The following is a 23,158-nucleotide window of genomic DNA, read 5'->3' as shown; positions in this document are numbered from 1 at the left end:
CCGCAGGTCACCGCAGGTGCGGCGCGACCTTCTCGCCCAGCAGCTCGATGGTGTGCCGCACCTTCTCCGGCGGTAGCGTGCCGACGCTGGTGTGCAGCATGAAGCGGTCCAGCCCGAGGGTGTCGCGGATGCCGGCGATCTTCTCCGTCACCTGCTCGGGATCGCCGAGGACCAGGGAGCCCGCCGGTGCGCGCAACTGGTCGAAGTGCGCCCTGGTCATCGCGCCCCAGCCGCGTTCGCGGCCGAGCCTGCTCATCGCCACCGCGTAGGAGTCGTAGAAGTCGGCGATGGCCTGTTCCTCGGTGTCGGCGACGTAGCCGTGCGCGTGCACCGCCACCGGCTGCCGCTCGTGTCCACCCTCGGCCAACGCGCGGTGATAGAGCTCCACCAGCGGCTTGAACCGCGCGGGTTCGCCGCCGATGATGGCGAGCGCGAGCGGCAGGCCGAGCAGCCCCGCGCGGATCACCGATTCGGGACTGCCGCCCACCGCGATCCACACCGGCAACGGCCTGCCCTCGGTGCGCGGGTACACGATCGTGCTGCGCAGCGGCGGCCGGAACTTGCCCGACCAGGTGACCGGCCCGTCCTCGCGCAGCCGCAACAGCAGGCCCAGCTTCTCCTCGAAGAGTTCGTCGTAGTCGGCCAGGTCGTAGCCGAACAGCGGGAACGATTCGGTGAACGAGCCGCGACCCGCCATCAGCTCGGCCCGGCCGTTCGACAGTCCGTCGAGGGTGGCGAACTGCTGGTAGGCGCGGACCGGGTCGTCGGAGCTGAGGACGGTGACCGCGCTGGTGAGCCGGATGCGCTCGGTGCGCGCGGCGATCGCGGCCAGGACGACCGCGGGCGCGGACGCGGCGAAGTCGACGCGGTGGTGCTCGCCGACGCCGTAGACGTCCAGGCCGGCCTGCTCGGTGGCCACGGCCTCGTCGACCACCTGGCGCAGCCGCTCGGCGGCGGTCGGGGCCGGGCGGTCGCCGACCGGGTAGCGCTCGGCGAAGGTTGTCAATCCCAGTTCCACGGCGTGTCCCCTCGGAGAAGTTTCTATGTCAACTACTCGACTGAACCGGGCGGCGGGGTGCGGTATTCCGGGCCGGATCGGCGCCGGTCACTCGGCCCGGCCGGGATCGGGGTGGCCCGGGCACCACTGGTCGGCGGGGACCTGGGCGCGGACCTGGTCGACGTGCTGACCGCATCCGGTCCAGGTGATCTTGCCGCAGGTCGAGCAGCGGATCGGCTGGCACACGGTGATTTCCTTTCGATGCTGGGTCGGGGATTCTCGGTCAGCAGCATATCCCCCTGGGGGGATGTAGGCTCGACGGTGGAGGAAAGGAGACAGCCGATGGACTTCACACTCGAGGCCACGGTGGCCGAGCCGTACGAGCAGACGCTGGCGCGGGTGCGGGCCGGGCTGGCCGACGCCGGGTTCGGCGTGCTCACCGAGATCGATCTGAGTGCGACGCTGCGCGCGAAGCTGGGGGTCGAGACCCCGCCGCAGGTGATCCTCGGCGCGTGCCGCCCCCAGCTCGCCCATCGGGCGGTGCAGGCCGATCCGCGGGTGGCGGCGCTGCTGCCGTGCAATGTGGTGGTCCGCAGCGCGGGCGAATCGGCGACCGCGGTCACCGTGATGGATCCGGATGTGCTGACTTCGCTCAGCGACCGGCCCGGACTGTCGGAGGTCGTGGCCGACGCCCGGACCCGGCTCACCGGCCTGCTCGCCGATCTCACCGAGGCGGAGGCCGGGCATGCGCCTCGAAGCTGAGGAGATGAAGGCGGTGACCACCCGCCTCAAACGGGCACACGGTCACCTCGCCTCCGTCATCCGGATGATGGAGGCGGGCGCCGACTGCGAGGACGTGCTCACTCAGCTCGCCGCGGTCGACAAGGCCATCAGCCGCAGCGGCTACGCCCTGGTCGCCACCGGCCTGCAACGCTGCCTGGCCGAGGGCGACCTCGACTCCGTGGACGTGAAGAAGATGGAGAAACTGTTCCTCGCCCTGGCCTGAGGCCGGTGCCGGAACCCGCCCGCTGGAGCAGATGCCGTCCCGATCAGCGAGACGAGCGGGCTCAGCCGCCCCCCTGACCGCCGTAGCCTTCCCGCATCCCGGGCCTGATCCACACGCCCCGGGTTGCGATTCGAGAGGGCTCAGGAGGGCGGATGACCGCGGAGACCAGTGTCGGCCTCAGGGCTGCCGGGGGCCCGGCTGCGCCGGATTCGCGCGCACGCGTGGTTCGCGTGGTCGAGGTGATCGACGAAACCGCCGATGCGCGGTCGTTCGTCGTGGAGCCGCATCCGGACCACGCCGCGGCCTTCGGCTACCGGCCCGGTCAGTTCCTGACGGTCCGGGTGCCGGACGCGGGCAGCGGGTCGGGGCGCTGCTACTCGCTGGCGAGTTCGCCGCACAGCGACACCGCCATGAAGTTCACCGTGAAGCGGGTCGAGGGCGGCCACGGCTCCAACTGGCTGTGTGACACCGTCGCCGCGGGTGACGAACTCGAGGTGCTGCCACCGGCCGGCACATTCACGCCGCGCTCGCTGGACGAGTCGGTGGTGCTGGTGGCCGGGGGCAGCGGCATCACCCCGGTCATCGCGATCGCCAAATCGATCCTGTTCGGCGGTGCCGGCGAGGTCGTGCTGATCTACGCCAACCGGGACGAGGCCTCGGTGATCTTCGCCGCGGAACTGCGCGCGCTCGAGGCCCGCTTCGGTGACCGGTTCACGGTGATCCACGTGCTCGAGTCGGTGCAGGGCTACCCGTCCCGCCGGTTGTTGTCGACCCTGCTGCGGCCCTTCCTCGACCGCAGCGTCTTCCTCTGCGGACCGGCCCCGCTGATGGACCTCACCGCGCAGGTGTGCGCGACGCTCGGATTCCCCGGGGCCCGAGTGCATTCCGAACGGTTCCTGTCGTTGCAGGCCGACCCGTTCGCCGCCGACACCGAACCCGCCGACGGAAGCGACGGCGGCGAGGTGGTGTGCCAGGTGGACGTCGCCATCGACGGGGACGAGCGCCGGGTGCCGTGGGCGGCCGGGCGCACCCTGCTCGACGCGCTGCTCGCCGCGGGGGTGGACGCGCCGTATTCGTGCCGGGAAGGTGCCTGCAGCGCCTGCGTGTGCACGTTGAAATCCGGCCGGGTCCGGTTGGCGCACAACGAGATCCTCACCGAGGACGACCTCGCCGACGGCTACATCCTGGCCTGCCAGGCCGAGCCCGTCACCGACGAGATCGCCATCGAGTACTGAACGCCCCGAGTACTGACAGCAACCCATCGTCCCCCATCTCCGGCACGTCACCGGCGGTCGGTTCGGAAAGGAAACACGAGCAACCATGACCGAAATCAAAGGACTCGGCTACGTCCGGGTGTACGCCACCGACATGGAGCGCTGGCGCGAACTCGGTTTCGAGGTGTTGGGTTTCGCCCCCGGCTTCGGCGTCGAGGAGGACGCCCTGCACTTCCGGATGGACGAGCGCCCCGCGCGCATCACCGTCGAACACGGTGAGGTGGACCGGGTGACCGCCGTCGGCTGGGAGGTGCGGGACGCGCCCGCGCTGCGCAGGCTGGCGGCCACCCTGGAGGCCGCGGGGGTGGAATACACCGAGATGTCGCAGGAACTGGCCGATCGCCGCAAGGTCGAGGCGGGTATCTGCGCCAAGGACCCCGGCGGCACACCGCTGGAGTTCTTCTACGGGCCCGTGCTCGAACACAGCCCGGTGCTGACCAAGTGGGGCCAGCGTTTCGTCACCGGCGAGCAGGGCCTCGGCCATGTGGTGATGCCCACGACCAACTTCGACGAGTCGTTCGCCTTCTACACCGAGACGCTGGGCTTCCTCGCGCGCGGGGCGTTCCGGATGCCGTCGCCGCCGGACGCGCCGCCGCAGCGGATCCGGTTCCTCGGCGTCAACCAGCGCCACCACAGTCTGGCCATCATGCCGAGCCTGGAGGGCCGCGACCCCGGCCTGATCCACGTGATGGTCGAGGTCGACGAACTGGACGCGGTCGGCCGCGCCTACGACCAGGTGATGGCGCGCGACTTCCCGGTGTCCTCGACGCTGGGCCGCCACACCAACGACAAGATGATCTCCTTCTACGTCCGGGTGCCCGGCGGCTGGGACATCGAGTACGGCACCGGCGGCAAGCTCGTCGACGAGACCTACTACACCGCCGAGGAGATCACCGCCGACAGCTACTGGGGCCACGAGTGGATGTGGATGCGGGAGATGAAGCAGGCGCAGCAGGAGGCCGCCGCGCAGACCGCCGAGCCGCGGGAAGTGGCGTCGTGAGCACCGAATTCGATGCCGTGGTGGTCGGAGCCGGGATCTCGGGCCTGTACGCGGTGTACAAACTGCGGCAGCGCGGGATGCGGGTGCGGGGCTTCGAGTCCGCCGAGGGGCTGGGCGGCACCTGGTACCACAACCGGTATCCGGGCGCCCGGTGCGATGTGGAGAGCATCGACTACTCGTATTCGTTCGACGAGGAGTTGCAGCAGGAGTGGACCTGGTCGGAGCGGATCGCGACGCAGGAAGAGATCCTGCGGTACCTCGAGCACGTCGCCGACCGGCACGATCTGCGCTCGGCCTACGAGTTCTCGACCCGGGTGACCGCGGCGGTCTTCGACGAACAGACGGCGCGGTGGACGGTCTCCACCGACACCGGCCGAACGGTGACGGCCCGCTACTGCGTGCTCGCCACGGGTGTGTTGTCGGCGACGAACAAACCCGACATCCCCGGCCGGGACAGTTTCGGCGGGGAGCTGTACCACACCGGTGAGTGGCCGCACGAGCCGGTGCGTTTCGCCGGCAAGCGCGTGGGCGTGATCGGCACCGGATCGTCGGGGATCCAGGCGATTCCGGTGATCGCCGAGGAGGCCGCGCAGGTGGTGGTGTTCCAGCGCAGCCCGAACTATTCGATCCCGGCGGGCAACCGGCGGTTGGATCCGGAGTTCGTGGCCGAGGTGAAGGCCAATTACGCGGAGCGGCGGCGGCTGTCGCGGATCAGCGGGGGCGGCACGCCGAACAGTCCGTATCCCAAGGGTGCGCTCGAGGTCGACGAGGCCGAGCGCAGGCGGATCTACGACCAGTGGTGGCAGCGGGGCGGCTACCTGTTCGCCAAGGCGTTCCCGGACCAGACGACGAACCAGGCGGCGAACGACACCGCGCGCGAGTACGTCGAGGCCAAGATCCGGGAGATGGTGGCCGACCCGGAGATCGCCGAGCAGTTGATCCCGACCGACCATCCGATCGGCACCAAGCGGATCGTCACCGACACCGGCTATTTCCAGACCTACAACCGCGACAACGTCACCCTGGTGAACCTGCGGCGGACTCCGATCGAGGAGATCACCGCGACCGGTGTGCGCACCAGCGGCGGGTCCTACGAGTTGGACATGCTGATCTTCGCGACCGGGTTCGACGCGATGACCGGCTCGCTGCTGCGGATCGACATCCGCGGCCGCGGCGGGCGGGAGTTGCGGCAGGAATGGGCGGCAGGCCCGCGCACCTACCTGGGCCTGGCGGTGGCGGGCTTCCCGAACATGTTCATCCTGGCCGGGCCGGGCAGCCCCAGCGTGCTGGCGAACATGGTGCTGGTGGCCGAGCAGCACGTGGACTGGATCGCGCGCTGCCTGGATCATCTCGACGAGCACAACGTGACCACCATCGAGGCCGGTGCCGAGGCGGTGGACCAGTGGGTGGCCGAGTGCAACACCAAGGCCGCGGCCACGTTGTTCCCGCAGGCCAACTCCTGGTATCTGGGCGCCAACATCCCCGGGAAGCCGCGGGTGTTCATGCCCTACATCGGCGGGTTCGGCAACTACAGCCAGATCTGCGACGAGGTGGCCGCCGCCGGGTACAAGGGCTTCGTCCTCGACGGCGCCGCGGCGGACGAGTGAGGGGTGACCGAGATGGGCGCACAGCGACGGTCCGATCTGCACCCCGACGTGGTGGCGATGCTCGCGGCACTGGAGTCGTTCCCGGACGTCACCCGCTACGAGGCCGCCGAACTCCGCGAGATCATCGCCGCCCGGCGCGCGCCGCTGACCCGTCAGCCGGACATGCGGACGGCGCGGGATCACGTGATACCCGGTCCGGGCGGGGATCTCACGGTGCGGGTGTACGTCCCGCACGGTGACGCCCTGCGGCCGGTGGTGGTGTTCGCCCACGGCGGCGGATTCGTCTTCTGCGATCTGGACAGCCACGACGAGTTCTGCCGCAGCACCGCGCAGGCGGTGGACGCGGTGGTCGTCTCGGTCGACTACCGCCGCGCGCCCGAGCACCCCGGTCCGGCGGCGATGGAGGACCTCTACGCCGCGGTGACCTGGGTGCACCGGCACGCGGGCGAGTTCGGCGGCGACCCGGAGCGGATCGCGGTGGCCGGTGACAGCGCGGGCGGGAACCTCGCCGCCACGGTGAGCCTGGCCGCGCGCGACCGGGGCGGCCCGCCGATCGCGGCGCAGGTGCTGATCTATCCGGTGATCGACGACGACTTCGACACCGAGTCCTACCGCCGTTACGGCGCGGGGTACTACAACACCACCGAGGCCATGCGGTGGTACTGGCAGCAGTACGCCCCGCACGGCACCGACAGTCCGTATCTGGTGCCCACCAGGGCCGACAGCCTCGCCGGGCTGCCGCCCGCGGTGGTCGTCACCGCCGAACTCGACCCGCCCTGCTCGGCGGGGGAGGACTACGCCCGGCGGCTGGCCGCGGCGGGCGTGCCGGTCACCGCGCACCGCTTCGACGGTCTGTTCCACGGGTTCCTGACCTTCCCGAAGCTCTCGCTCACCGGACCTGCCCGCGCGGAACTCTGGCAGATGATGCGCGCGGTCCTCGCCTCGCCGCGCCCCGCGGTCGGCGAGGGCACGGCATGAGCCGGCGGCCGACGGGCAGGCCGCGCGACACCCACGCCCGCACGGGCGCCGCACTCCTGGAAGGTGACCCATGACCGACACCCTCACCGGCACCGACCTGCCGGAGCTCGACCCCACCCTGATGCGGCATGTGCTGGGGCATTTCGCCACCGGCGTCGTCGCGATCACCGGTATCGACCCCGAGACCGGGCAACCCACCGGGCTGGCGGCCAACTCGTTCACCTCGGTCTCGCTCGACCCGCCGCTGATCGCGTTCTGTGTGGCCGCGACGAGCACATCGTGGCCACGGGTGCGCGCGGCGGGGCGGTACGTGGTCAACATCCTGGCCGCGGCGCAGGAGCCGGTGTGCCGCCAACTGGCGGCTCGCGGCGCCGACAAGTTCCAGGGCCTGGACTGGACGCCGTCGCCGCTCGGCGCTCCGGTGCTCGGCGAGTGCCTGGCCTGGATCGAAGCCGAGCCGCAGGCCGAACACGAGGCGGGTGACCACACCATCGTCGTCTCCCGGGTGCGGAGCCTGCACGCCACCGACCGGGACCCGCTGGTGTTCTTCCGCGGCCGCTACGGCAGTCTCGGCACCCCGCGGTGAATCCGGCGGCCCCGGCGGAAAGCTGTGCCGGTCACCGGGAATTCGGCCCGGCGGGGCGCCGCTCCGGTGGCAGGCTCGGGGCATGAGTACTCCAGTCGATACCCTCGCCGTCCCCGAACTGCGCGAACTCACCACCGAACACGGGGTGTTGCGCTACCGCGAATGCGGGGACGGGCCGCCGCTGCTGCTGCTGCACGGCTCCGGCCCCGGCGTCACCGGATGGCGCAACTTCGGCGGCAACGTCCCGGTCTTCGCCGAGCACTACCGGACGTTGGTCCTGGAGTTCCCCGGGTTCGGCGTCAGTGACGATTTCGGCGCCGTCCACCCGATGCTGTCGGCGCAGCAGGCCGTGCGCGCCTTCCTCGACGGGCTCGGCCTGGAACAGGTGCGCATCATCGGCAACTCGATGGGTGGTTTCGTCGCCACCGATTTCGCCATCGCCGCGCCCGAGCGGGTGGAGCGCCTGGTCACCATCGGCGGCATCGGCACCCCGTTGTTCAGCGCGCAGCCGGGGGAGGGCATCATCCGGCTCGGCGAGTTCGTCGACAACCCCACCCGGGAACGGCTGATCGCGTGGCTGCGGTCGATGGTGTTCGACCAGTCGCTGGTGACCGAGGAACTGATCGAGCAGCGCTGGCAGCAGGCGACCGACCCGGCCACACTGGAGAATTCGCGGCGCATGTACGGCAGCGCCGCGCTGGCCCGCATGGCCGAGGCGGCGCGCGCCGCCGACACCACCCCGGGGTGGGCGAATCTCGGCCGGATCACCGCCCCGGTCCTGGTCACCTGGGGCCGTGACGACCGGGTCAGCCCGGTCGACATGGCGCTGCTCCCGATGCGCACGCTCCGCAACGGCGAAGTGCACATCTTCCCCAACTGCGGGCACTGGGTGATGATCGAGCAGAAGCGCGCCTGGGAGGCCGTGGTGCTGGCCTTCCTCGGCCGCTAGCCGGCCGCCGCGACCGGCGCCGCGTCGACCACCGGCGCCGGTCTCGCGCGAGAGCTGCCGACGCGCGACAGCAGCGGGCGAGAGCTGTCGACGGCCGCGCGGTGCGCGCGCACGTCGCCGCCGTTGCGCGCCTGCGGCAGGGTACGGGCGACCGGCCGGGTCACCTCATACATCGCACAACCCCGCCACATCCTCGTGGTGCGCGGCCGTGGACCGGCTGCGCTCGGCGATCATCGGCGCCATCGATTCCCACCACCGCGCCGGCCCGGGATCGTGGCGGCCGCGCACGGCCGCCGCCCACCACTCCGACGGGCCGCGCACCGTCCAGGTGGCGGTCACGGTGTTCGGCTCGCCCTCGATCCACACGGGCGGACTCACCAGGATCCGCTCCAGCGTCAGCCCCCGCTCGCGCGCCCCGGGCACGTACCCGGTCAGATAGGCGTCGAGGAAAGCGCGAGCGGTCCCGGGTTTCAGCACCACCCGGTCGATGATGTAGAGCGTGCGATCGTCCATGTACCCGAACGTAGGTGGGGACCGCGTGGGCGGCGGGGCGATCTCCCGGTGGCCGGGAGCGCCGCGGTACTCCCGCGCACCGGACGCCGGATACTCCCGCTGAATGGACACGCGCGGCGGCGGCGCGCCCGCGACATTCTACGTTACGTCCACTCGCGTCCCGACCCCCGGAGTGGAGTCCGAACTGATGGTGAACAACTGATGGTGAACAAGACGATGCCCCCGCGCACGCCCGCCCACGATGTGACCGTCGATCTGCTGGTCGTCGGCTCGGGCACGGGCATGGCGGCCGCGCTGGCCGCACACGAACTCGGACTCTCGGTCGTCATCGCCGAGAAGACCGCCCACGTGGGCGGTTCCACCGCGCGTTCGGGCGGTGCGTTCTGGATTCCGGGCAGCTCGATACTGCCCGACCAGGGCGCGCAGGCGCTGGCGGAGGCGGGCACGTATGTCCGGTCGGTGGTCGGTGATTCGGCGCCCGCCGAGCGCGGTCAGGCGTTCCTGGACAACGGCCCCGCGGCGGTCGCCATGCTGGAGCGCACCACCCCGATGCGGTTCTTCTGGGCCGAGGGCTATTCGGACTACCACCCCGAGCAGCCCGGCGGCCGCGCGGAAGGCCGCACCTGCGAATGCCGTCCGTTCGACGCCTCCGTCCTCGGCGCGGAACGGCCCCGGCTGCGGCCCGGCGTCATGGAGGCGCCGGTGCCGATGCCGGTCACCGGCGCCGACTACAAGTGGATGAATCTGCTGGCGCGCAAACCGCTGAAGGCGCTGCCGCGCATCGTCAAACGCGCCTCCCTCGGCCTCGGCGGCATGCTGATCGGCCGGGAGTACATGGCCGGCGGTCAGGCGCTCGCGGCCGGCCTGTTCGCCGGTGTGCTGCGCGCGGGCATCCCGGTCTGGACCGAGACCAGCCTGGTGCGCCTGGTCATGACCGGCGACCGGGTGACCGGTGCCGTGCTGGTGCAGGGCGACCGCGAGGTCACCGTGACAGCCCGCCGCGGTGTCGTCCTCGCCGCGGGCGGCTTCGACCACGACATGGCGGCCCGCCGCAAGTACCAGTCCCCGGCGCTGCCCGAACACGCCAGCCTCGGCGCGGAAGGCAACACCGGTGACGCCATCGAGGCCGCCCAGCAACTCGGCGCGGGCATCGCGTCGATGGATCAGGCGTGGTGGTTCCCGGCGTTCGCGCCGCTGCCCGGCGCCGCGCCCGCGGTGATGCTCGCCGAGCGTTCGCTGCCCGGCTCGTTCATCGTCGACCAGACCGGCAAGCGGTTCGTCAACGAGGCCGTCGACTACATGTCCTTCGGGCAGCAGCTGCTGGCCAGGGAACGCGCGGGCGACCCGGTCACCGACATGTGGCTGGTGTTCGATCAGCGCTACCGCAACAGCTACATCCTGGCCGGGCAGTTCTACCCGCGCCAGCCGCTGGCGAAGTCATGGTACGAGGCGGGCATCGCGCACAAGGCGGCCGATCCGGCCGCGCTGGCCCGGGCGATGGGGGTGCCCGAGGAGACCTTCACCGCCACCTTCCGGCAGTTCAACGACCTCGCCGGAACGGGTGTGGACACCGAATTCGACCGCGGCGCCAGCGCGTACGACCGCTACTACGGCGACCCGACGGTGTCGCCGAACCCGAACCTGGCCGCGCTGGCCAAGGCCCCGTACTACGCGGTGAAGATGATCCTCAGCGATCTGGGCACCTGCGGCGGCGTCGTCGCCGACGAACACGCGCGGGTCCTGCGCGAGGACGGCAGCGCCATCGACGGCCTCTACGCGATCGGCAACACCGCCGCCAACGCCTTCGGCGCCACCTACCCCGGTGCGGGCGCGACCATCGGCCAGGGACTCGTCTACGGCTACATCGCGGCCCAGCACGCGGCACAGACGCGCGGGGACGGCGGATAGATACCGGCTGCGCCGTCCCCGAGCGACAAGGCCCGCCACCGGATCCGGTGGCGGGCCTTCCTTGGTGCGTTCGGTTGCCGGGGACGGCGATCACATGTGCGAGCCGCCGTCGACGCGCACCTCGGTGCCGGTCATGAAATAGGCGTCCGGGGAGCCGAGCATGGCCACCACCGCGGCCACCGAGTCCGGCCCGGCGAAGATCGCGCCGCCGGGCAGCGGCAGCGCGGGGGAGGCCTTGGCGAACAGCGCGAAGTCGGCGTCGGCGGGCAGGCCGGGGCCCACACTCTGCTTGGCGGCGCCGCTGCCGTCGGTCATGCCCGAGGAGATCGAGCCGGGCTGCACCGAATTGAAGCGGATCCCCTCCTTGCTGAACTCCGAGGCCAGCGCGTGGGTCATCGCCTGCACACCGGCCTTGGACGCGGCATAGGCCGACATGTACGGGTGCGCGAACGCGGCCGAGGTGGAGCTGAAATTGACCACCGCCGGGCTGGTGCCCGCCCGCAGTGCCGCGATCGACTCCCGCGTCACCAGGAAGGTGCCCACCAGGTTGATCCGCAGCACCTGCTCGAAATCGGCCAGGCTGGTCTGCTCGAAATGCGCCGAGCGCAGCACGCCCGCCGCGTTGACCAGCGTGTCGAGGCCGCCGAGGTGCCGCACCGCCTCGGCGACACCGGACCGCACCGACTCCTCGTCGGCGATGTTCATCACGACGGTGGTCAGGTTCGACGCGTGCTCGCCGGCCTTGGCGACGGTGTCCTGCAAACCGGCCTCGCTGATGTCCGCGGCGACGACACGGCCACCCTCGGCCAGGATGCGCAGCACGGTGGCCTGGCCGATGCCGCTGCCGCCCCCGGTGACCAGGACCCGTCGGTTGTCATAACGCTGGAGGTGGGGCATACGAGTGAGCTCCTGTTCTGGTGACGGCGGCGCTCACCCGATGCGGCGCCGCCCGGCACCCCAGGATGCCGCGCCACCTGGTCGGGAGTACACGGGTGTCTCACTCAGCGGGTCGCCGCGGCGCCTTCCCGCGGTCGTCACCACCGCCGCTGCCGATAGGCTGTCGGCATGTCCGTGCGCACTCGTCAGCCCCTCGTTCCCGGCACACCGACCCCGATCCGGGAGGTGCCGCGCTCCATCGAGCGACCGGAGTACGCGTGGAAGAAGACCGCGAAAGAGGGCAGCGAACCGTGGGTGCAGACCCCGGAGACCATCGAGAAGATGCGGATCGCCTGCCGCATCGCCGCGCAGGCGCTGGAGGAGGCCGGTAAGGCCGTCGCACCGGGGGTCACCACCGACGAACTGGACCGGATCGCGCACGAGTACATGTGCGATCACGGCGCCTACCCGTCCACGCTCGGCTACAAGGGCTTCCCGAAGTCCTGCTGCACCTCGCTGAACGAGGTGATCTGCCACGGCATCCCGGATTCGACGGTCATCCAGGACGGCGACATCGTCAACATCGACGTCACCGCCTACATCCACGGCGTGCACGGCGACACCAACAAGACCTTCCTGGCCGGCGACGTCGACGAGGAGGTCCGGCTGCTGGTCGAGCGCACCGAGGAGGCCACCAACCGGGCCATCAAGGCGGTGCGGCCGGGCCGGGCGCTCAACGTCATCGGGCGGGTCATCGAGGCCTACGCCAACCGTTTCGGCTACGGCGTGGTGCGCGACTTCACCGGGCACGGCGTCGGCCCCACCTTCCACAACGGCCTGGTGATCCTGCACTACGACCAGCCCGCGGTGGAGACCGTCATCGAGCCCGGGATGACCTTCACCATCGAGCCGATGATCAACCTCGGCGGCATCGACTACGAGATCTGGGACGACGGCTGGACCGTGGTGACCAAGGACCGCAAGTGGACCGCGCAGTTCGAGCACACGCTGGTCGTCACCGAGACCGGCGCGGAAGTGCTCACTCTGCCGTGACCGCGGCCGGACACCGCCGGTGAAGGGCGCGCTGCTGGTCGCGGGCACCACCTCCGACGCGGGAAAGAGCGTGGTGGTGGCCGGGCTGTGCCGGATGCTGGCGCGCCGTGGCGTGCGGGTGGCGCCGTTCAAGGCGCAGAACATGTCCAACAACTCCGTGGTCACCCTCGACGGCGGGGAGATCGGCCGCGCCCAGGCGTTGCAGGCCCGCGCGTGCGGGCTCGAACCCAGCGTGCGGTTCAACCCGGTGCTGTTGAAACCCGGCAGCGACCGGCGCTCGCAACTGGTGGTGCGCGGTCAGGCCGTCGACACCGTCGGCGCCGCCGACTACTTCCGCCACCGCACCGCCCTGCGCGAGGTCGTCGCCGCCGAATTGGCTTCCTTGCGGACCGAATTCGACGTGGTGCTCTGCGAGGGCGCCGGTTCGCCCGCGGAGATCAACCTGCGCGCCACCGATCTGGCCAACATGGGGCTGGCCCGCGCCGCGGACCTGCCGGTGCTCGTCGTCGGCGACATCGACCGCGGCGGCGTGCTGGCCCACCTGTTCGGCACCGTGGCCGTGCTCGAGCCCGACGACCAGCGGTTGATCGCCGGCTTCGTGGTCAACAAGTTCCGCGGCGACGTCGACCTGTTACGGCCCGGGCTCGACCGGCTCGCCGAACTCACCGGCAGGCCCACTCTCGGCGTCCTGCCGTTTGCCGAGGAGCTGTGGCTGGACGCCGAGGATTCGCTCGGCACCGTCGCCGACGCGCCGGTCGGCCGGCCGCGCCCGCCGGTGGGGACCGAGTGGCTGACGGTCGCGGCGGTGCGGTTGCCGCGCATCTCCAACTCCACCGACGTGGAGGCGCTGGCCTGCGAACCCGGCGTCGCGGTGCGCTGGGTGAGCGAGCCCTCCCGGCTCGCCGACGCCGATCTCGTCGTGGTGCCCGGCAGCAAGTCGACCGTCTCGGATCTGGCGTGGTTGCGCCGCACCGGTCTCGGCGAGGCGTTACGGGCGCGGGTGGCCGCGGGCCGGCCGGTGCTCGCGATCTGCGGCGGGTACCAGATGCTCGGGCGGCGCATCGTGGACGAGGTCGAGTCCGGGGCGGGCGAGGTCGCCGGGCTGGGCGTGTTCGACCTGGAGACCGAGTTCGCCGCGCCGAAGGTGCTGCGGCGGGTGACCGGGGTGGGCGCGGGAAACCCGGTGCGCGGGTACGAGATCCACCACGGCCGGGTGCGCCGGTCCGGCGACGCGCCGTGGCTCGGGCTCGTCGACGCACCGGAGGCGGCGGTCGACGGGGGCGAGGACGCCGTGCCGCTGTCGCCGGAAGGGTCCGTGACGGGCGGGGCCTGGGGCACCCACGTGCACGGGCTGTTGGAGAGCGACGGGTTCCGCCGCGCCTGGTTGCGGGAGGTCGCCGCGCGCGCCGGTCGCCACGGCTTCCAGGTGGCGCCCGACACCTCGGTGGCCGCCGTGCGCGCCGGACAACTGGACCTGCTCGCCGATCTGGTCGAGAAGCACCTCGATCAGGACGCGCTCGAGCGGATCCTCACCGATGGTGCGCCCACCGGGCTCCCGGTGCTCACCGTCGGGCAGGCGTAGCGGCATCGGTGTGACGCGACCCCTTCGACGCCACCCCGCGCCGGTGTACCGTCTCGACATGGAGTCTCGCCGGATCACGGTCGGCGACCGGACGTTCACCGTCCGCGTCGACGGCCCCGAAACGCGACACACGGTGCTGCTGCTGCCCGACGTGGGCGACCCGGTCGACGTGTTCGACCAGGTGGTGGCCCGGCTGACGACCTCGGATCTGCGCACGCTCGCGGTGGAGTCGGTCGAGGGCCTCGAACCCGCCGATGTGCACGCCCTGCTCGACGCCCTCGGTGTCCCGTACGCGCACGTCGCCGGGCGTGGCGCGGGCGCCGAGATCGGCTGGCGGCTGTGCTCGGGCCCGTTCGGACGGTTCATCAGCCTCGTCGTCGCCGACCGCGCCCACCCCGCCGTCCCCGGCCCGGACGGCACCGTCGCCGACACCCACTGCCGCCCGCTGGAACTGCCGGTGACCGTGCTGGTCACCAAGGGGCTGCCGCGGCCGGTGGCCGACGCCTCCGGCCGCCACGTCTACGGCGAATTCCGGGTGGTGGAGGTCGACGTCGACAATGTCGCCACCGAGGCCGACCACGAAATGGCCACCGAGATCGTGCTACGCACCAGTCTCTGGTGAGGCCGCCGCGCGCCGGTATTCGGCGAGCCAGTCCAGCCACCGGTCCAGCTCGGCGAACGCCTGCGCCCGCGGCTGCTCCGACGACAGGAACACGTCGTGGCGGGCGCCGTCGATCGGCACGATGTTGGTGCGATCGCCCAGGCAGCCCGACCAGCGCTGGATCTGCTTGACATCGAGCACCGTGTCGGCCACGTCGGCGGCGGGACCGTACTTGCGCAGGAACTTCGTCAGCCGCGACCGCAGGATCAGCGAGGGCACCCCCACGTCCAGGCCCTGGTGCAGCCGGAAGTGCCCGCGCCGGATCGCGCGCAGCCAGCCGAACCGCACCGGCGCACCGGCCAGCGGCTTCCAGTCCAGGTTGTAGTCCCATTCCCCGGCCACGCTCTTGTGCAGGCTGTCGCCGTAGGTGCTGATCCCCGCGCCGGGCAGCCGGGAGGTGGCCCGGAACCGGCCGAGCGCGTCGATCAGCGGCGTGCCGATGGTGCGGTAGTACGAGGGCCCCTGCAGATCGAACCAGGGGCTGTTGAGCACCAGCCCGATCACCCCGGCGGCGGCGGTGCCCCCGGCCCGATTGCGCCGGTCCAGCCACAGCGGCACGATCAACCCGCCGGTGGAGTGCGCGACCAGCAGCACCGGCGCGCCCGTCTCGGCGCGCACGATGCGCAGCGCCTCGTCCAGTTCGGCGTCGTAGAAGGCCAGGTCGGTGACGTAGTGCGGGCTCTGGCCGGAGCGCAGCGAGCGGCCGCACTTGCGCAGGTCAAGCGCATAGAACCGGTGCCCCCGCGCGGCGAAGTGCTCGGCGAGGTGGCGTTGGAAGAAGTAGTCGGTGAACCCGTGCACGTAGAGCACGGCGCAGTCGGTGGCCTCGCTTGCCGAGCCCGGCACGTGCCGCACCAGCGTCGCCGCGATGTCACCTTCCCCGTCGGGGTCGGCGCCCAGCTCGATGGTGTGCTGTTCGTAGTCCGCGCCCAGGACGTCCGGCCGCCACCGCGCCCCGCTCGCCGCAGTGATATCGGACACGCCCGCGGAGGGTTCTTTCGTCACGAGAGCCAATCTAGGCCAGCGCTACCCAGGAAAGTAGACCCCACACGACCAGCGGCGCAGGAGGAATCTTTGTCACATTCACCGGGTCCGCTGCCGGGATCGCAGGAGATGAGGTGCACAATTGGCCTCAGGTGAACGGCGGGTAACCTACCCCCGCCGAGTCACGCCAGGCTCGTTACAACCCAGGCAGGCCACGGTGGCCGCGCCAGACAGTGACAAGGAAGTCGATCTACCCGTGCCGAACGCTGCCAGGACTGAAAAGACCGATGTGGTACTCATCGGTGCCGGAATCATGAGTGCCACCCTCGGCGCGCTGCTCCGCCGGCTCCAGCCGGAGTGGTCGATCTCGTTGTTCGAGCGACTCGACGCCGCCGCCGCCGAGAGCAGCGACCCGTGGAACAACGCGGGCACCGGCCACTCGGCACTGTGCGAGCTCAACTACAGCCCGCAGCGCCCCGACGGCTCGGTGGACGTGAGCAAGGCGATCGACATCAACGAGCGCTTCCAGGTCTCGCGGCAGTTCTGGGCCTACGCGGTGGAGAACGGCATCCTCGGTGATCCGTCCCGCTTCATCAACCCCATCCCGCACGTCAGCTTCGTGCACGGCGCCGACGACGTGCAGTACCTACGCAAGCGCTACGACGCGCTCGCGCCGCACCCGCTGTTCGAGGGCATGGAGTTCATCGACAGCCCCGACGAGTTCAGCCGCAGGCTGCCGCTGATGACCAAGGGCCGCGACTTCTCCGACCCGATCGCGCTGAACTGGACCGACGGCGGCACCGACATCGACTTCGGCTCGCTCACCAAGGAACTGCTCGCCTACCTCGGCGCCACCGGCGCGGACCTGGCCTTCGGCCACGAGGTGCGCAACCTGTCCAAGGAGTCCGACGGCAGCTGGACGGTCACCGTGCGCAACACCCGCACCCGCCGGACCCGCACCATCTCGGCCAAGTTCGTCTTCGTCGGCGCGGGCGGCGGCGCGCTGCCGTTGCTGCAGAAGTCCGGCATCAAGGAGATCAAGGGCTTCGCCGGGTTCCCGGTCAGCGGCCAGTTCCTGCGCTGCACCAACCCCGAGCTGATCGACAAGCACGAAGCCAAGGTCTACGGCAAGGCCGCCGTGGGCGCGCCGCCGATGTCGGTGCCGCACCTGGATACCCGCGTCATCAACGGCAAGCCGGGCCTGCTGTTCGGCCCCTACGCGGGCTGGACCCCGAAGTTCCTCAAGGACGGCAGCAACGCCGACCTGTTCAAGTCGGTGCGCCCCGGCAACATCGCGCCCATGCTCGGCGTCGGCGTCACCGAGTTGTCGCTGGTGAAGTACCTGGTCTCGGAGCTGCTCAAGTCGCAGGCGGGCAAGGTCTACACGATGGAGGAGTTCATCCCGCGCGCCAACGGCCGCGACTGGGAACTCATCACCGCGGGCCAGCGGGTGCAGATCATCCGCCGCAAGGGCGTGGGTGGTGTGCTGGAGCTGGGCACCGCCGTCATCGCGGCCCAGGACGGCACCATCGCCGGTCTGCTCGGCGCCTCGCCGGGCGCGTCCACCTGCGTCACCGCCATGCTGGACGTGTTGCAGCGCTGCTTCCCGCGCGAATACGCCGACTGGACCCCGCGACTGCGCGAGATGATCCCCTCGCTCGGGGTGAAGCTGTCCGAGGACAAGGCCCTGTTCCACGAGGTGTGGGACTGGACGACCAAGGCGCTGCACCTGTCGGAGTCGAACACCCCGCAGGCGGCCGGGGTCGGTTCCGCCGTCTGAGCAGTCTGAGCAGTCTGAGCCGTCCGAGCCGTCCGCGCCGTCTGTCGGACGGCCGTGACCTGCTCGGAGGCCGGCGACGGCGCGCTGTGCGACCGCGCAGCGCGCCGCAGATGTGGCGGGCAGCGGCCCCGGTGTGATAGCAAAGCGCGATGATGTCGACAGTTGTTCTCAAACGTTCCTGGGCCGCGGATCTCGACACCGCCACCCTGTACCAGCTGTTGAAACTCCGCGTCGAAGTGTTCGTCGTCGAACAGAAGTGCGCGTACCCGGAGTTGGACGGGCTCGACCTGCTGCCGGAGACCCGCCACTTCTGGCTCGACGACGAGGGTGAGGTCATCTGCACCCTGCGCCTGCTCGAAGAGCACAACGACGGCGTCAAGTCCTTCCGCATCGGCCGCCTCTGCACCGCCCCCGCCGCCCGCGGCCACGGCTACACCACCCGCCTGCTCCAGGCCGCCCTCGCCGAGGCCGGTTCCGCCACCGTCCGCCTCAACGCCCAGACCTACCTCGTGGACATGTACGCCAAGCACGGCTTCCAACCCGACGGCGCGGAATTCGTCGAAGACGGCATCCGCCACGTCCCCATGCGCCGCGGATAGACCGACTCCGGATCGACCGGCTGCTTCGGCACCGACGGCCGGTGGATCGGCGATCCGGAGACATACCGTCCGCCGCCGCCGTCGCGGGGGAGCGGCGGCGGGGTGGTGGTCCGGGGGTGGTGGGGGCGTGCTTAGGGTGGGGGTGTGTCGTTGTCCCACGCTGAAAGAGCGCATGCCGGTGGTTCGTCGGTGACGGAGGAGGCGGGGTTTCCGTTCTCGGCCGTGGTCGGGCAGGAGCGGCTGCAGTTGGCGCTGATCCTGTGTGCGGTGCATCCGGGGATCGGCGGGGTGTTGGTGCGCGGCGAGAAGGGCACCGCGAAGTCGACGGTGGTGCGGGCGCTGGCGCAGCTGTTGCCGCCGGTGGTGGACGAGACCGGGGCGCGGCCCGCGCGACTGGTGGAGCTGCCGGTCGGCGCGACCGAGGACCGGGTGGTCGGCTCACTGGATCTGGAGCGGGTGCTGCGCGACGGCGAACAGGCGTTCCGGCCCGGGCTGTTGGCCGCCGCCCACCACGGCGTGCTCTACGTCGACGAGGTCAATCTGCTGCACGACCACCTGGTGGACGTGCTGCTCGACGCGGCCGCGATGGGCCGGGTGCACGTCGAACGCGACGGCGTCTCGCATTCGCATCCGGCGCGCTTCGTGCTGGTCGGCACCATGAACCCGGAGGAGGGCGAGCTGCGTCCGCAGCTGCTGGACCGTTTCGGCCTCACCGTCGACGTGGCCGCCTCCCGTGACGTGGACGTCCGCATGACCGTGGTGCGGCGCAGGCTCGACTACGAGGCCGACCCGGCCGGGTTCGCCGCGCGCTACGCCGCCGCCGACCGGGAGATCGCCGACCGCATTCTCGCCGCTCGCGAGCGGGTCGCCTGCGTCGAACTCGACGACACCGAATTGCGCCGGATCGCCGCCCTGTGCGCGGCCTTCGACGTCGACGGCATGCGCGCGGACCTGGTGGTCGCGCGCACGGCCACCGCGCACGCCGCGTGGCGTGGGGCCGACGCGGTCGAGGCCGAGGACGTGCGGGTGGCGGCGGAACTGGCGCTGCCGCATCGCCGTCGCCGTGACCCCTTCGACGAGCCGGGTATCAGCGAGGAACAACTCGACCAGGCCATGCGCGACGCGGCCGAGCAGGCCGAACCGCCTGCCACCGACGAGCCCGACCAGCCGCCGCGCTCCGCGGACCGCGGCGAGGATCCCGGCGACGGCCCCGACGACCCCGGCACACCGCCCGAGGGCGGGCCGGGTGGCGGGCAGGCCCCCGAAGGGCGGACCGGAACCCCGGCGCCCGGCGCCGCGAAACCGCCGCGCTGGGAGGTGCCCGGCGTCGGCGAAGGCGCCCCCGGCCGCCGTTCCCGCGCCCAGACCCGCACCGGCCGGGTGGTCCGCTCCACCACCGAGCCGGGGACCGGCCTGCACCTGCTCGGCACCGTCTTCGCCGCCGCGCCGCACCAGCGCACGCGCGGCCGCCTCGCCGGGCCGCTCGCGCTCGCGCCGGAAGATCTGCGCGGCGCGTATCGCGAAGGCCGCGAAGGCAATCTGGTCGTGTTCGTGGTCGATGCCTCCGGCTCTATGGCCGCCAGGGACCGGCTGTCGGCGGTGACCGGCGCGATCGTCACCTTGCTGCGCGACGCCTATCAGCGCCGCGACAAGGTGGCGGTGGTGAGCGTGCGCGGCGCGACCGCGGACCTGGTGCTGCCGCCGACCTCCTCGGTGGACATCGCGGTCCGCAGGCTCGCGGGCCTGCGCACCGGCGGCAAGACCCCGCTGGCGGCGGGTCTGCTGCGGGCGCGCGAGATCGTCGCCCGCGAGCGCGTCCGCGACCCGCGCAGGCGGCCGATGCTGGTGTTGCTCACCGACGGCCGCGCCACCGGCGGCGCCGATCCGGTGGGCCGGGCGAAGACGGCGGCGGGGCTGCTGGCCCGCGACGGCGTCACCGCGATGGTGGTCGACTGCGAGCGCGGCATGGTCCGCCTCGGGCTGGCCGCCGACCTGGCGCGGGCGCTGGGCGGCACGCTGGTGCGGCTCGGCGAGCTGACCGGAGCGGCGGTCGCCGACGTCGTGCGCGCGGCCGACCCCGCCCGATCGCCGCGCGCCGCCTGAGCGGGTCAGCGGCCGGAGGCGGTAGCGCAGCGTCACCACGCAGGCCGCCCCGCTCAGGCAGAATCAGACACCGCCTGAGCGGGTCAGCGGCCGGAGGCGGTAGCGCAGCGTCACCACGGAGGCCGCCCCGCTCGGGCAGAATCAGACACCGCCTGAGCGGGTCAGCGGGCGGAGGTGGTAGCGCAGCGTCACCATGGAGGCCGCCCGCTCGACGGACCGGGTGGCGAAGTGAAAGTGCCGGTGCGGCACGGGAATACGAGGAGTGAGGATGCCTAAGGGTGTGCCGGAGACGGTGCCCGACGACGGGCTGACCACGCGGCAGCGCCGCAACCAGCCGGTGCTGGCCGTGCACACCGGTCCGGGCAAGGGCAAATCCACCGCGGCTTTCGGGATGGCGTTGCGCGCCTGGAACCAGGGCTTCGATGTGGCGGTGTTCCAGTTCGTCAAGAGCGCCAAATGGAAGGTGGGGGAGGAGGCCGCCTTCCGCACGCTCGGAAAGCTGCACGAGGAGACCGGCGTCGGCGGCCCCGTGCAGTGGCACAAGATGGGCGAGGGCTGGTCCTGGACCCGCAAGCACGGCAGCGAGGAGGATCACGCCGCGGCCGCGCTGGCCGGGTGGCGGGAGATCGCGCGCAGACTCGCCGCCGAGGAGCACCGGTTCTACGTGCTCGACGAGTTCACCTATCCGCTCAAATGGGGCTGGGTCGACGTGGACGAGGTGGTCGCCACCCTGGTCGATCGGCCGGGCAACCAGCACGTGGTGATCACCGGCCGGGACGCGCCGCCCGCGCTGCTGGAGGCCGCCGACCTGGTGACCGAGATGACGAAGGTGAAGCATCCGATGGACGCGGGCCGCAAGGGCCAGCGGGGCATCGAGTGGTGAACGGCCCGGTCCCCGCGGTGGTCGTCGCCGCGCCCGCCTCGGGGAGCGGCAAGACCACGCTGGCCACCGGCTTGATCGGCGCGCTGCGCCGCGCCGGGCACCGGGTCGCGCCGTTCAAGGTCGGGCCCGACTACATCGATCCCGGCTATCACGGTCTGGCGGCGGGACGGCCCGGCCGCAACCTCGACCCGGTGCTGGTGGGCGCCGAGCGGATCGCGCCGCTGTACCGCCACGGCACGGCGGGCTGCGACCTGGCCGTGGTGGAGGGGGTGATGGGCCTGTTCGACGGCCGCATCGACGAGGGCGATCCGGCCCCGGTCGCGGAGGGCTCCACCGCCCAGGTGGCCGGGCTGCTCGGCGCGCCGGTGGTGCTGGTCGTCGATGCCCGCGGCCACAGTCAGAGCCTGGCCGCGCTGCTGCACGGCTTCGCCACCTTCGACAGCGGCGTGCGGCTCGGCGGTGTGATCCTCAACCGGGTGGGCAGCGAACGGCACGAACAGGTGCTGCGCGCGGCCTGCGCCCGCGTGGGGCTGCCCGTGCTCGGCGCGCTGCCGCGGATGGGGGCACTCGAGGTCCCGTCCCGGCACCTGGGTCTCATCCCGGCCGTGGAGCACGGTCGCGCCGCCACCGACGCCGTGGCGGCGATGACCGATCTCGTCGCCGCCCACGTGGACCTGGGCGCGGTGGCGGCCCTGGCCCGGTGCACGGCGGCCGAGCCCGCGTGGGATCCGGCGGACGTGGTCCGCACTGTGCTGGCCGACCACCGGGGGACCACCGATGCGCAGCCTGCCGCGGCGGACGGACCGGTGATCGCGATGGCCGGTGGACCCGCCTTCACCTTCGGCTACGCCGAGCACCGCGAGCTGCTCGCGGCGGCAGGCGCGCGGGTGGTCGTGTTCGATCCCTTGCGTGACGAATTGCCCACGGGCACAGCGGGTCTGGTGTTGCCCGGCGGGTTCCCCGAGGAGCACGCCGCGGCGCTGGCGGCCAACACCCCGTTGCTCACCGAGGTGCGGGAACGCGCCGCCGCCGGGCTGCCGATCCACGCCGAATGCGCGGGCCTGCTGTATCTCACCCGATCCTTGGACGGCCACGCGCTGGCCGGGGTGGTCGACGCCGAGGCCGAATTCGGTCCGCGCCTGACCCTCGGGTATCGCGAGGCCGTCGCGCTGGCCGATTCCCCGCTGTGGCGGGCCGGCGAACGCGTCCGCGGCCACGAATTCCACCGCACCCGCCTGACCACCGCCGTGGTCGACCGGCCCGCCTGGGGCTGGCGCGACCCCGCCGGTGCCACCGTCCGCGAAGGGCTGCTCACCCGCCGCGTGCACGCCTCGTACCTGCACACCCATCCCGCCGGAAACCCGAGCGCGACGGTCCGGTTCGTCGCGGCGGCCGCCGACCACGCCCGGATGCCGCGGTGACCACCGCCGGTGCCGCCGGGCTGTCCGCGCGGGAACTCGCGGTCGGCGTCGGGTGCCGCCCCGGCACCCCCGCCGCCGACATCGTCGCGGCGGTGCGCGCCGTGCTGGGCGAGCACCGTTGCCGTCGGCTGGCCACCCTCGACCGCCGGGTGGCCGACAGCGGGATGCCCGACGCCGCGGTACAGCTCGGTGTTCCGCTGCTGGCCTACCCACCCGACCGGCTGGCCGCCGTCTCGGTGCCGAACCCGTCGGCCCGCGTGGCCGCGGCGACCGGCGCGACCGGCATCGCCGAAGCCGCCGCGCGCCTCGCCGCGGCGGGCGGGCCGCTGGTCCTGGCCAAGACCGTGGTCGGCGGGGTCACCGTCGCGGCGGCGGCGTGCGCCTGATCGTCCGGGCCT

General features: G+C 71.8%; 24 protein-coding genes. 18 read left to right on the top strand and 6 right to left on the bottom strand.

What is annotated here, in order from left to right; translation table 11 throughout:
• Window positions 1-7: 7 nt before the first annotated feature.
• Together CRM89_RS14030 and CRM89_RS30965 are read right to left on the bottom strand one after the other, a co-directional pair.
• Window positions 8-1,018 (bottom strand): LLM class flavin-dependent oxidoreductase, encoded by a 1,011-nt coding sequence (locus tag CRM89_RS14030; RefSeq protein ID WP_011210636.1) that lies wholly within the window; start codon window positions 1,016-1,018, stop codon window positions 8-10.
• Window positions 1,019-1,105: 87 nt separating this feature from the next.
• Complete coding sequence (locus tag CRM89_RS30965) at window positions 1,106-1,243, bottom strand: hypothetical protein (protein ID WP_167547544.1); 138 nt, start codon at window positions 1,241-1,243, stop codon at window positions 1,106-1,108.
• Between the two features lie 96 nt (window positions 1,244-1,339).
• Between CRM89_RS30965 and CRM89_RS14025 the strand changes: the two genes are divergently transcribed.
• From CRM89_RS14025 to CRM89_RS13990, 8 genes are all read left to right on the top strand, one after another.
• A complete protein-coding gene (locus tag CRM89_RS14025; protein ID WP_011210635.1) occupies window positions 1,340-1,759 on the top strand; it encodes a DUF302 domain-containing protein in 420 nt (139 codons plus the stop codon).
• Entirely contained in the window at window positions 1,743-2,003 is a 261-nt protein-coding gene (locus tag CRM89_RS14020; RefSeq protein WP_041560309.1) for a metal-sensitive transcriptional regulator, read from the top strand. Before CRM89_RS14025 ends, CRM89_RS14020 begins: the two co-directional genes overlap by 17 nt.
• A gap of 152 nt (window positions 2,004-2,155) precedes the next feature.
• Window positions 2,156-3,238 (top strand): ferredoxin--NADP reductase, encoded by a 1,083-nt coding sequence (locus CRM89_RS14015; RefSeq protein ID WP_098084317.1) that lies wholly within the window; start codon window positions 2,156-2,158, stop codon window positions 3,236-3,238.
• An 85-nt stretch (window positions 3,239-3,323) separates the two neighbouring features.
• Window positions 3,324-4,277, top strand: coding sequence for a VOC family protein (locus tag CRM89_RS14010; RefSeq protein ID WP_011210632.1), 954 nt, complete (start codon window positions 3,324-3,326; stop codon window positions 4,275-4,277).
• The gene (locus tag CRM89_RS14005) at window positions 4,274-5,884 is read left to right on the top strand and encodes an NAD(P)/FAD-dependent oxidoreductase (protein WP_098084314.1); all 1,611 of its coding nucleotides are present in this window, start codon (window positions 4,274-4,276) and stop codon (window positions 5,882-5,884) included. Before CRM89_RS14010 ends, CRM89_RS14005 begins: the two co-directional genes overlap by 4 nt.
• Before the next feature lie 12 nt (window positions 5,885-5,896).
• Complete coding sequence (locus CRM89_RS14000) at window positions 5,897-6,862, top strand: alpha/beta hydrolase (RefSeq protein ID WP_098086987.1); 966 nt, start codon at window positions 5,897-5,899, stop codon at window positions 6,860-6,862.
• Between the two features lie 70 nt (window positions 6,863-6,932).
• The gene (locus CRM89_RS13995) at window positions 6,933-7,448 is read left to right on the top strand and encodes a flavin reductase family protein (protein ID WP_011210629.1); all 516 of its coding nucleotides are present in this window, start codon (window positions 6,933-6,935) and stop codon (window positions 7,446-7,448) included.
• A gap of 82 nt (window positions 7,449-7,530) precedes the next feature.
• The gene (locus tag CRM89_RS13990; RefSeq protein WP_011210628.1) at window positions 7,531-8,397 is read left to right on the top strand and encodes an alpha/beta fold hydrolase; all 867 of its coding nucleotides are present in this window, start codon (window positions 7,531-7,533) and stop codon (window positions 8,395-8,397) included.
• Here the strand turns inward: CRM89_RS13990 and CRM89_RS30960 are convergent.
• Window positions 8,394-8,570 (bottom strand): hypothetical protein, encoded by a 177-nt coding sequence (locus tag CRM89_RS30960; RefSeq protein WP_157838430.1) that lies wholly within the window; start codon window positions 8,568-8,570, stop codon window positions 8,394-8,396. The genes CRM89_RS13990 and CRM89_RS30960 overlap by 4 nt on opposite strands.
• Window positions 8,563-8,910, bottom strand: a complete 348-nt coding sequence (locus CRM89_RS13985; protein ID WP_060594862.1) for a hypothetical protein — start codon at window positions 8,908-8,910, stop codon at window positions 8,563-8,565. The genes CRM89_RS30960 and CRM89_RS13985 overlap by 8 nt, the downstream gene beginning before the upstream one ends.
• 201 nt (window positions 8,911-9,111) lie before the next feature.
• Between CRM89_RS13985 and CRM89_RS13980 the strand changes: the two genes are divergently transcribed.
• Entirely contained in the window at window positions 9,112-10,818 is a 1,707-nt protein-coding gene (locus CRM89_RS13980) for a 3-ketosteroid-delta-1-dehydrogenase (protein ID WP_060594863.1), read from the top strand.
• 90 nt (window positions 10,819-10,908) lie between these two features.
• Here CRM89_RS13980 and CRM89_RS13975 read toward each other — a convergent pair whose 3' ends face one another.
• Window positions 10,909-11,715: an SDR family NAD(P)-dependent oxidoreductase gene (locus CRM89_RS13975; RefSeq protein WP_086846316.1), complete on the bottom strand. Its 807-nt coding sequence runs from the start codon at window positions 11,713-11,715 to the stop codon at window positions 10,909-10,911.
• A gap of 168 nt (window positions 11,716-11,883) precedes the next feature.
• On the opposite strand from CRM89_RS13975, the gene map reads away from it, so the two are divergent.
• From map to CRM89_RS13960, 3 genes are read left to right on the top strand one after another with little or no spacing between them, the layout of a single operon-like run.
• Complete coding sequence (gene map, locus CRM89_RS13970; RefSeq protein WP_011210623.1) at window positions 11,884-12,747, top strand: type I methionyl aminopeptidase; 864 nt, start codon at window positions 11,884-11,886, stop codon at window positions 12,745-12,747.
• Window positions 12,748-12,766: 19 nt separating this feature from the next.
• Window positions 12,767-14,329 carry a cobyric acid synthase gene (locus CRM89_RS13965; RefSeq protein WP_098084311.1) on the top strand — a complete coding sequence of 521 codons (1,563 nt, stop codon included), beginning with the start codon at window positions 12,767-12,769 and terminating at the stop codon, window positions 14,327-14,329.
• Between the two features lie 58 nt (window positions 14,330-14,387).
• On the top strand, window positions 14,388-14,951 hold the full coding sequence (locus CRM89_RS13960; protein ID WP_086846336.1) for a hypothetical protein: 564 nt from the start codon (window positions 14,388-14,390) through the stop codon (window positions 14,949-14,951).
• Here CRM89_RS13960 and CRM89_RS13955 read toward each other — a convergent pair.
• On the bottom strand, window positions 14,931-15,971 hold the full coding sequence (locus CRM89_RS13955) for an alpha/beta hydrolase (RefSeq protein WP_011210620.1): 1,041 nt from the start codon (window positions 15,969-15,971) through the stop codon (window positions 14,931-14,933). The genes CRM89_RS13960 and CRM89_RS13955 overlap by 21 nt on opposite strands.
• A gap of 259 nt (window positions 15,972-16,230) precedes the next feature.
• On the opposite strand from CRM89_RS13955, the gene mqo reads away from it, so the two are divergent.
• From mqo to CRM89_RS13925, 6 genes are all read left to right on the top strand, one after another.
• Entirely contained in the window at window positions 16,231-17,754 is a 1,524-nt protein-coding gene (mqo, locus tag CRM89_RS13950; protein ID WP_098084308.1) for a malate dehydrogenase (quinone), read from the top strand.
• Window positions 17,755-17,903: 149 nt separating this feature from the next.
• Window positions 17,904-18,353, top strand: a complete 450-nt coding sequence (locus tag CRM89_RS13945; RefSeq protein WP_011210618.1) for a GNAT family N-acetyltransferase — start codon at window positions 17,904-17,906, stop codon at window positions 18,351-18,353.
• Between the two features lie 189 nt (window positions 18,354-18,542).
• Entirely contained in the window at window positions 18,543-20,456 is a 1,914-nt protein-coding gene (locus CRM89_RS13940) for a magnesium chelatase subunit D family protein (RefSeq protein WP_098084306.1), read from the top strand.
• Between the two features lie 268 nt (window positions 20,457-20,724).
• Entirely contained in the window at window positions 20,725-21,339 is a 615-nt protein-coding gene (cobO, locus tag CRM89_RS13935) for a cob(I)yrinic acid a,c-diamide adenosyltransferase (protein ID WP_060594865.1), read from the top strand.
• Window positions 21,336-22,760: a cobyrinate a,c-diamide synthase gene (locus tag CRM89_RS13930; protein ID WP_098086986.1), complete on the top strand. Its 1,425-nt coding sequence runs from the start codon at window positions 21,336-21,338 to the stop codon at window positions 22,758-22,760. The genes cobO and CRM89_RS13930 overlap by 4 nt, the downstream gene beginning before the upstream one ends.
• Window positions 22,757-23,146 (top strand): cobalamin biosynthesis protein, encoded by a 390-nt coding sequence (locus tag CRM89_RS13925; RefSeq protein ID WP_229434765.1) that lies wholly within the window; start codon window positions 22,757-22,759, stop codon window positions 23,144-23,146. The genes CRM89_RS13930 and CRM89_RS13925 overlap by 4 nt, the downstream gene beginning before the upstream one ends.
• Window positions 23,147-23,158: the final 12 nt, after the last annotated feature.

It is taken from the genome of Nocardia sp. FDAARGOS_372 (genome assembly GCF_002554515.1).
GTDB classification, from domain to species: Bacteria; Actinomycetota; Actinomycetes; order Mycobacteriales; family Mycobacteriaceae; genus Nocardia; species Nocardia farcinica.
This window is presented reverse-complemented; position numbering and strand designations above follow the sequence as displayed.

Coding starts and splice junctions, on each gene's coding strand:
- CRM89_RS14025 (WP_011210635.1), top strand. CDS start 1,340: ATGGACTTCACACTCGAGGCCACGGTGGCCGAGCCGTACGAGCAGACG.
- CRM89_RS14020 (WP_041560309.1), top strand. CDS start 1,743: ATGCGCCTCGAAGCTGAGGAGATGAAGGCGGTGACCACCCGCCTCAAA.
- CRM89_RS14015 (WP_098084317.1), top strand. CDS start 2,156: ATGACCGCGGAGACCAGTGTCGGCCTCAGGGCTGCCGGGGGCCCGGCT.
- CRM89_RS14010 (WP_011210632.1), top strand. CDS start 3,324: ATGACCGAAATCAAAGGACTCGGCTACGTCCGGGTGTACGCCACCGAC.
- CRM89_RS14000 (WP_098086987.1), top strand. CDS start 5,897: ATGGGCGCACAGCGACGGTCCGATCTGCACCCCGACGTGGTGGCGATG.
- CRM89_RS13995 (WP_011210629.1), top strand. CDS start 6,933: ATGACCGACACCCTCACCGGCACCGACCTGCCGGAGCTCGACCCCACC.
- CRM89_RS13990 (WP_011210628.1), top strand. CDS start 7,531: ATGAGTACTCCAGTCGATACCCTCGCCGTCCCCGAACTGCGCGAACTC.
- CRM89_RS30960 (WP_157838430.1), bottom strand. CDS start 8,570: ATGTATGAGGTGACCCGGCCGGTCGCCCGTACCCTGCCGCAGGCGCGC.
- CRM89_RS13985 (WP_060594862.1), bottom strand. CDS start 8,910: ATGGACGATCGCACGCTCTACATCATCGACCGGGTGGTGCTGAAACCC.
- CRM89_RS13980 (WP_060594863.1), top strand. CDS start 9,112: ATGGTGAACAAGACGATGCCCCCGCGCACGCCCGCCCACGATGTGACC.
- CRM89_RS13975 (WP_086846316.1), bottom strand. CDS start 11,715: ATGCCCCACCTCCAGCGTTATGACAACCGACGGGTCCTGGTCACCGGG.
- map (WP_011210623.1), top strand. CDS start 11,884: ATGTCCGTGCGCACTCGTCAGCCCCTCGTTCCCGGCACACCGACCCCG.
- CRM89_RS13960 (WP_086846336.1), top strand. CDS start 14,388: ATGGAGTCTCGCCGGATCACGGTCGGCGACCGGACGTTCACCGTCCGC.
- CRM89_RS13945 (WP_011210618.1), top strand. CDS start 17,904: ATGATGTCGACAGTTGTTCTCAAACGTTCCTGGGCCGCGGATCTCGAC.
- cobO (WP_060594865.1), top strand. CDS start 20,725: ATGCCTAAGGGTGTGCCGGAGACGGTGCCCGACGACGGGCTGACCACG.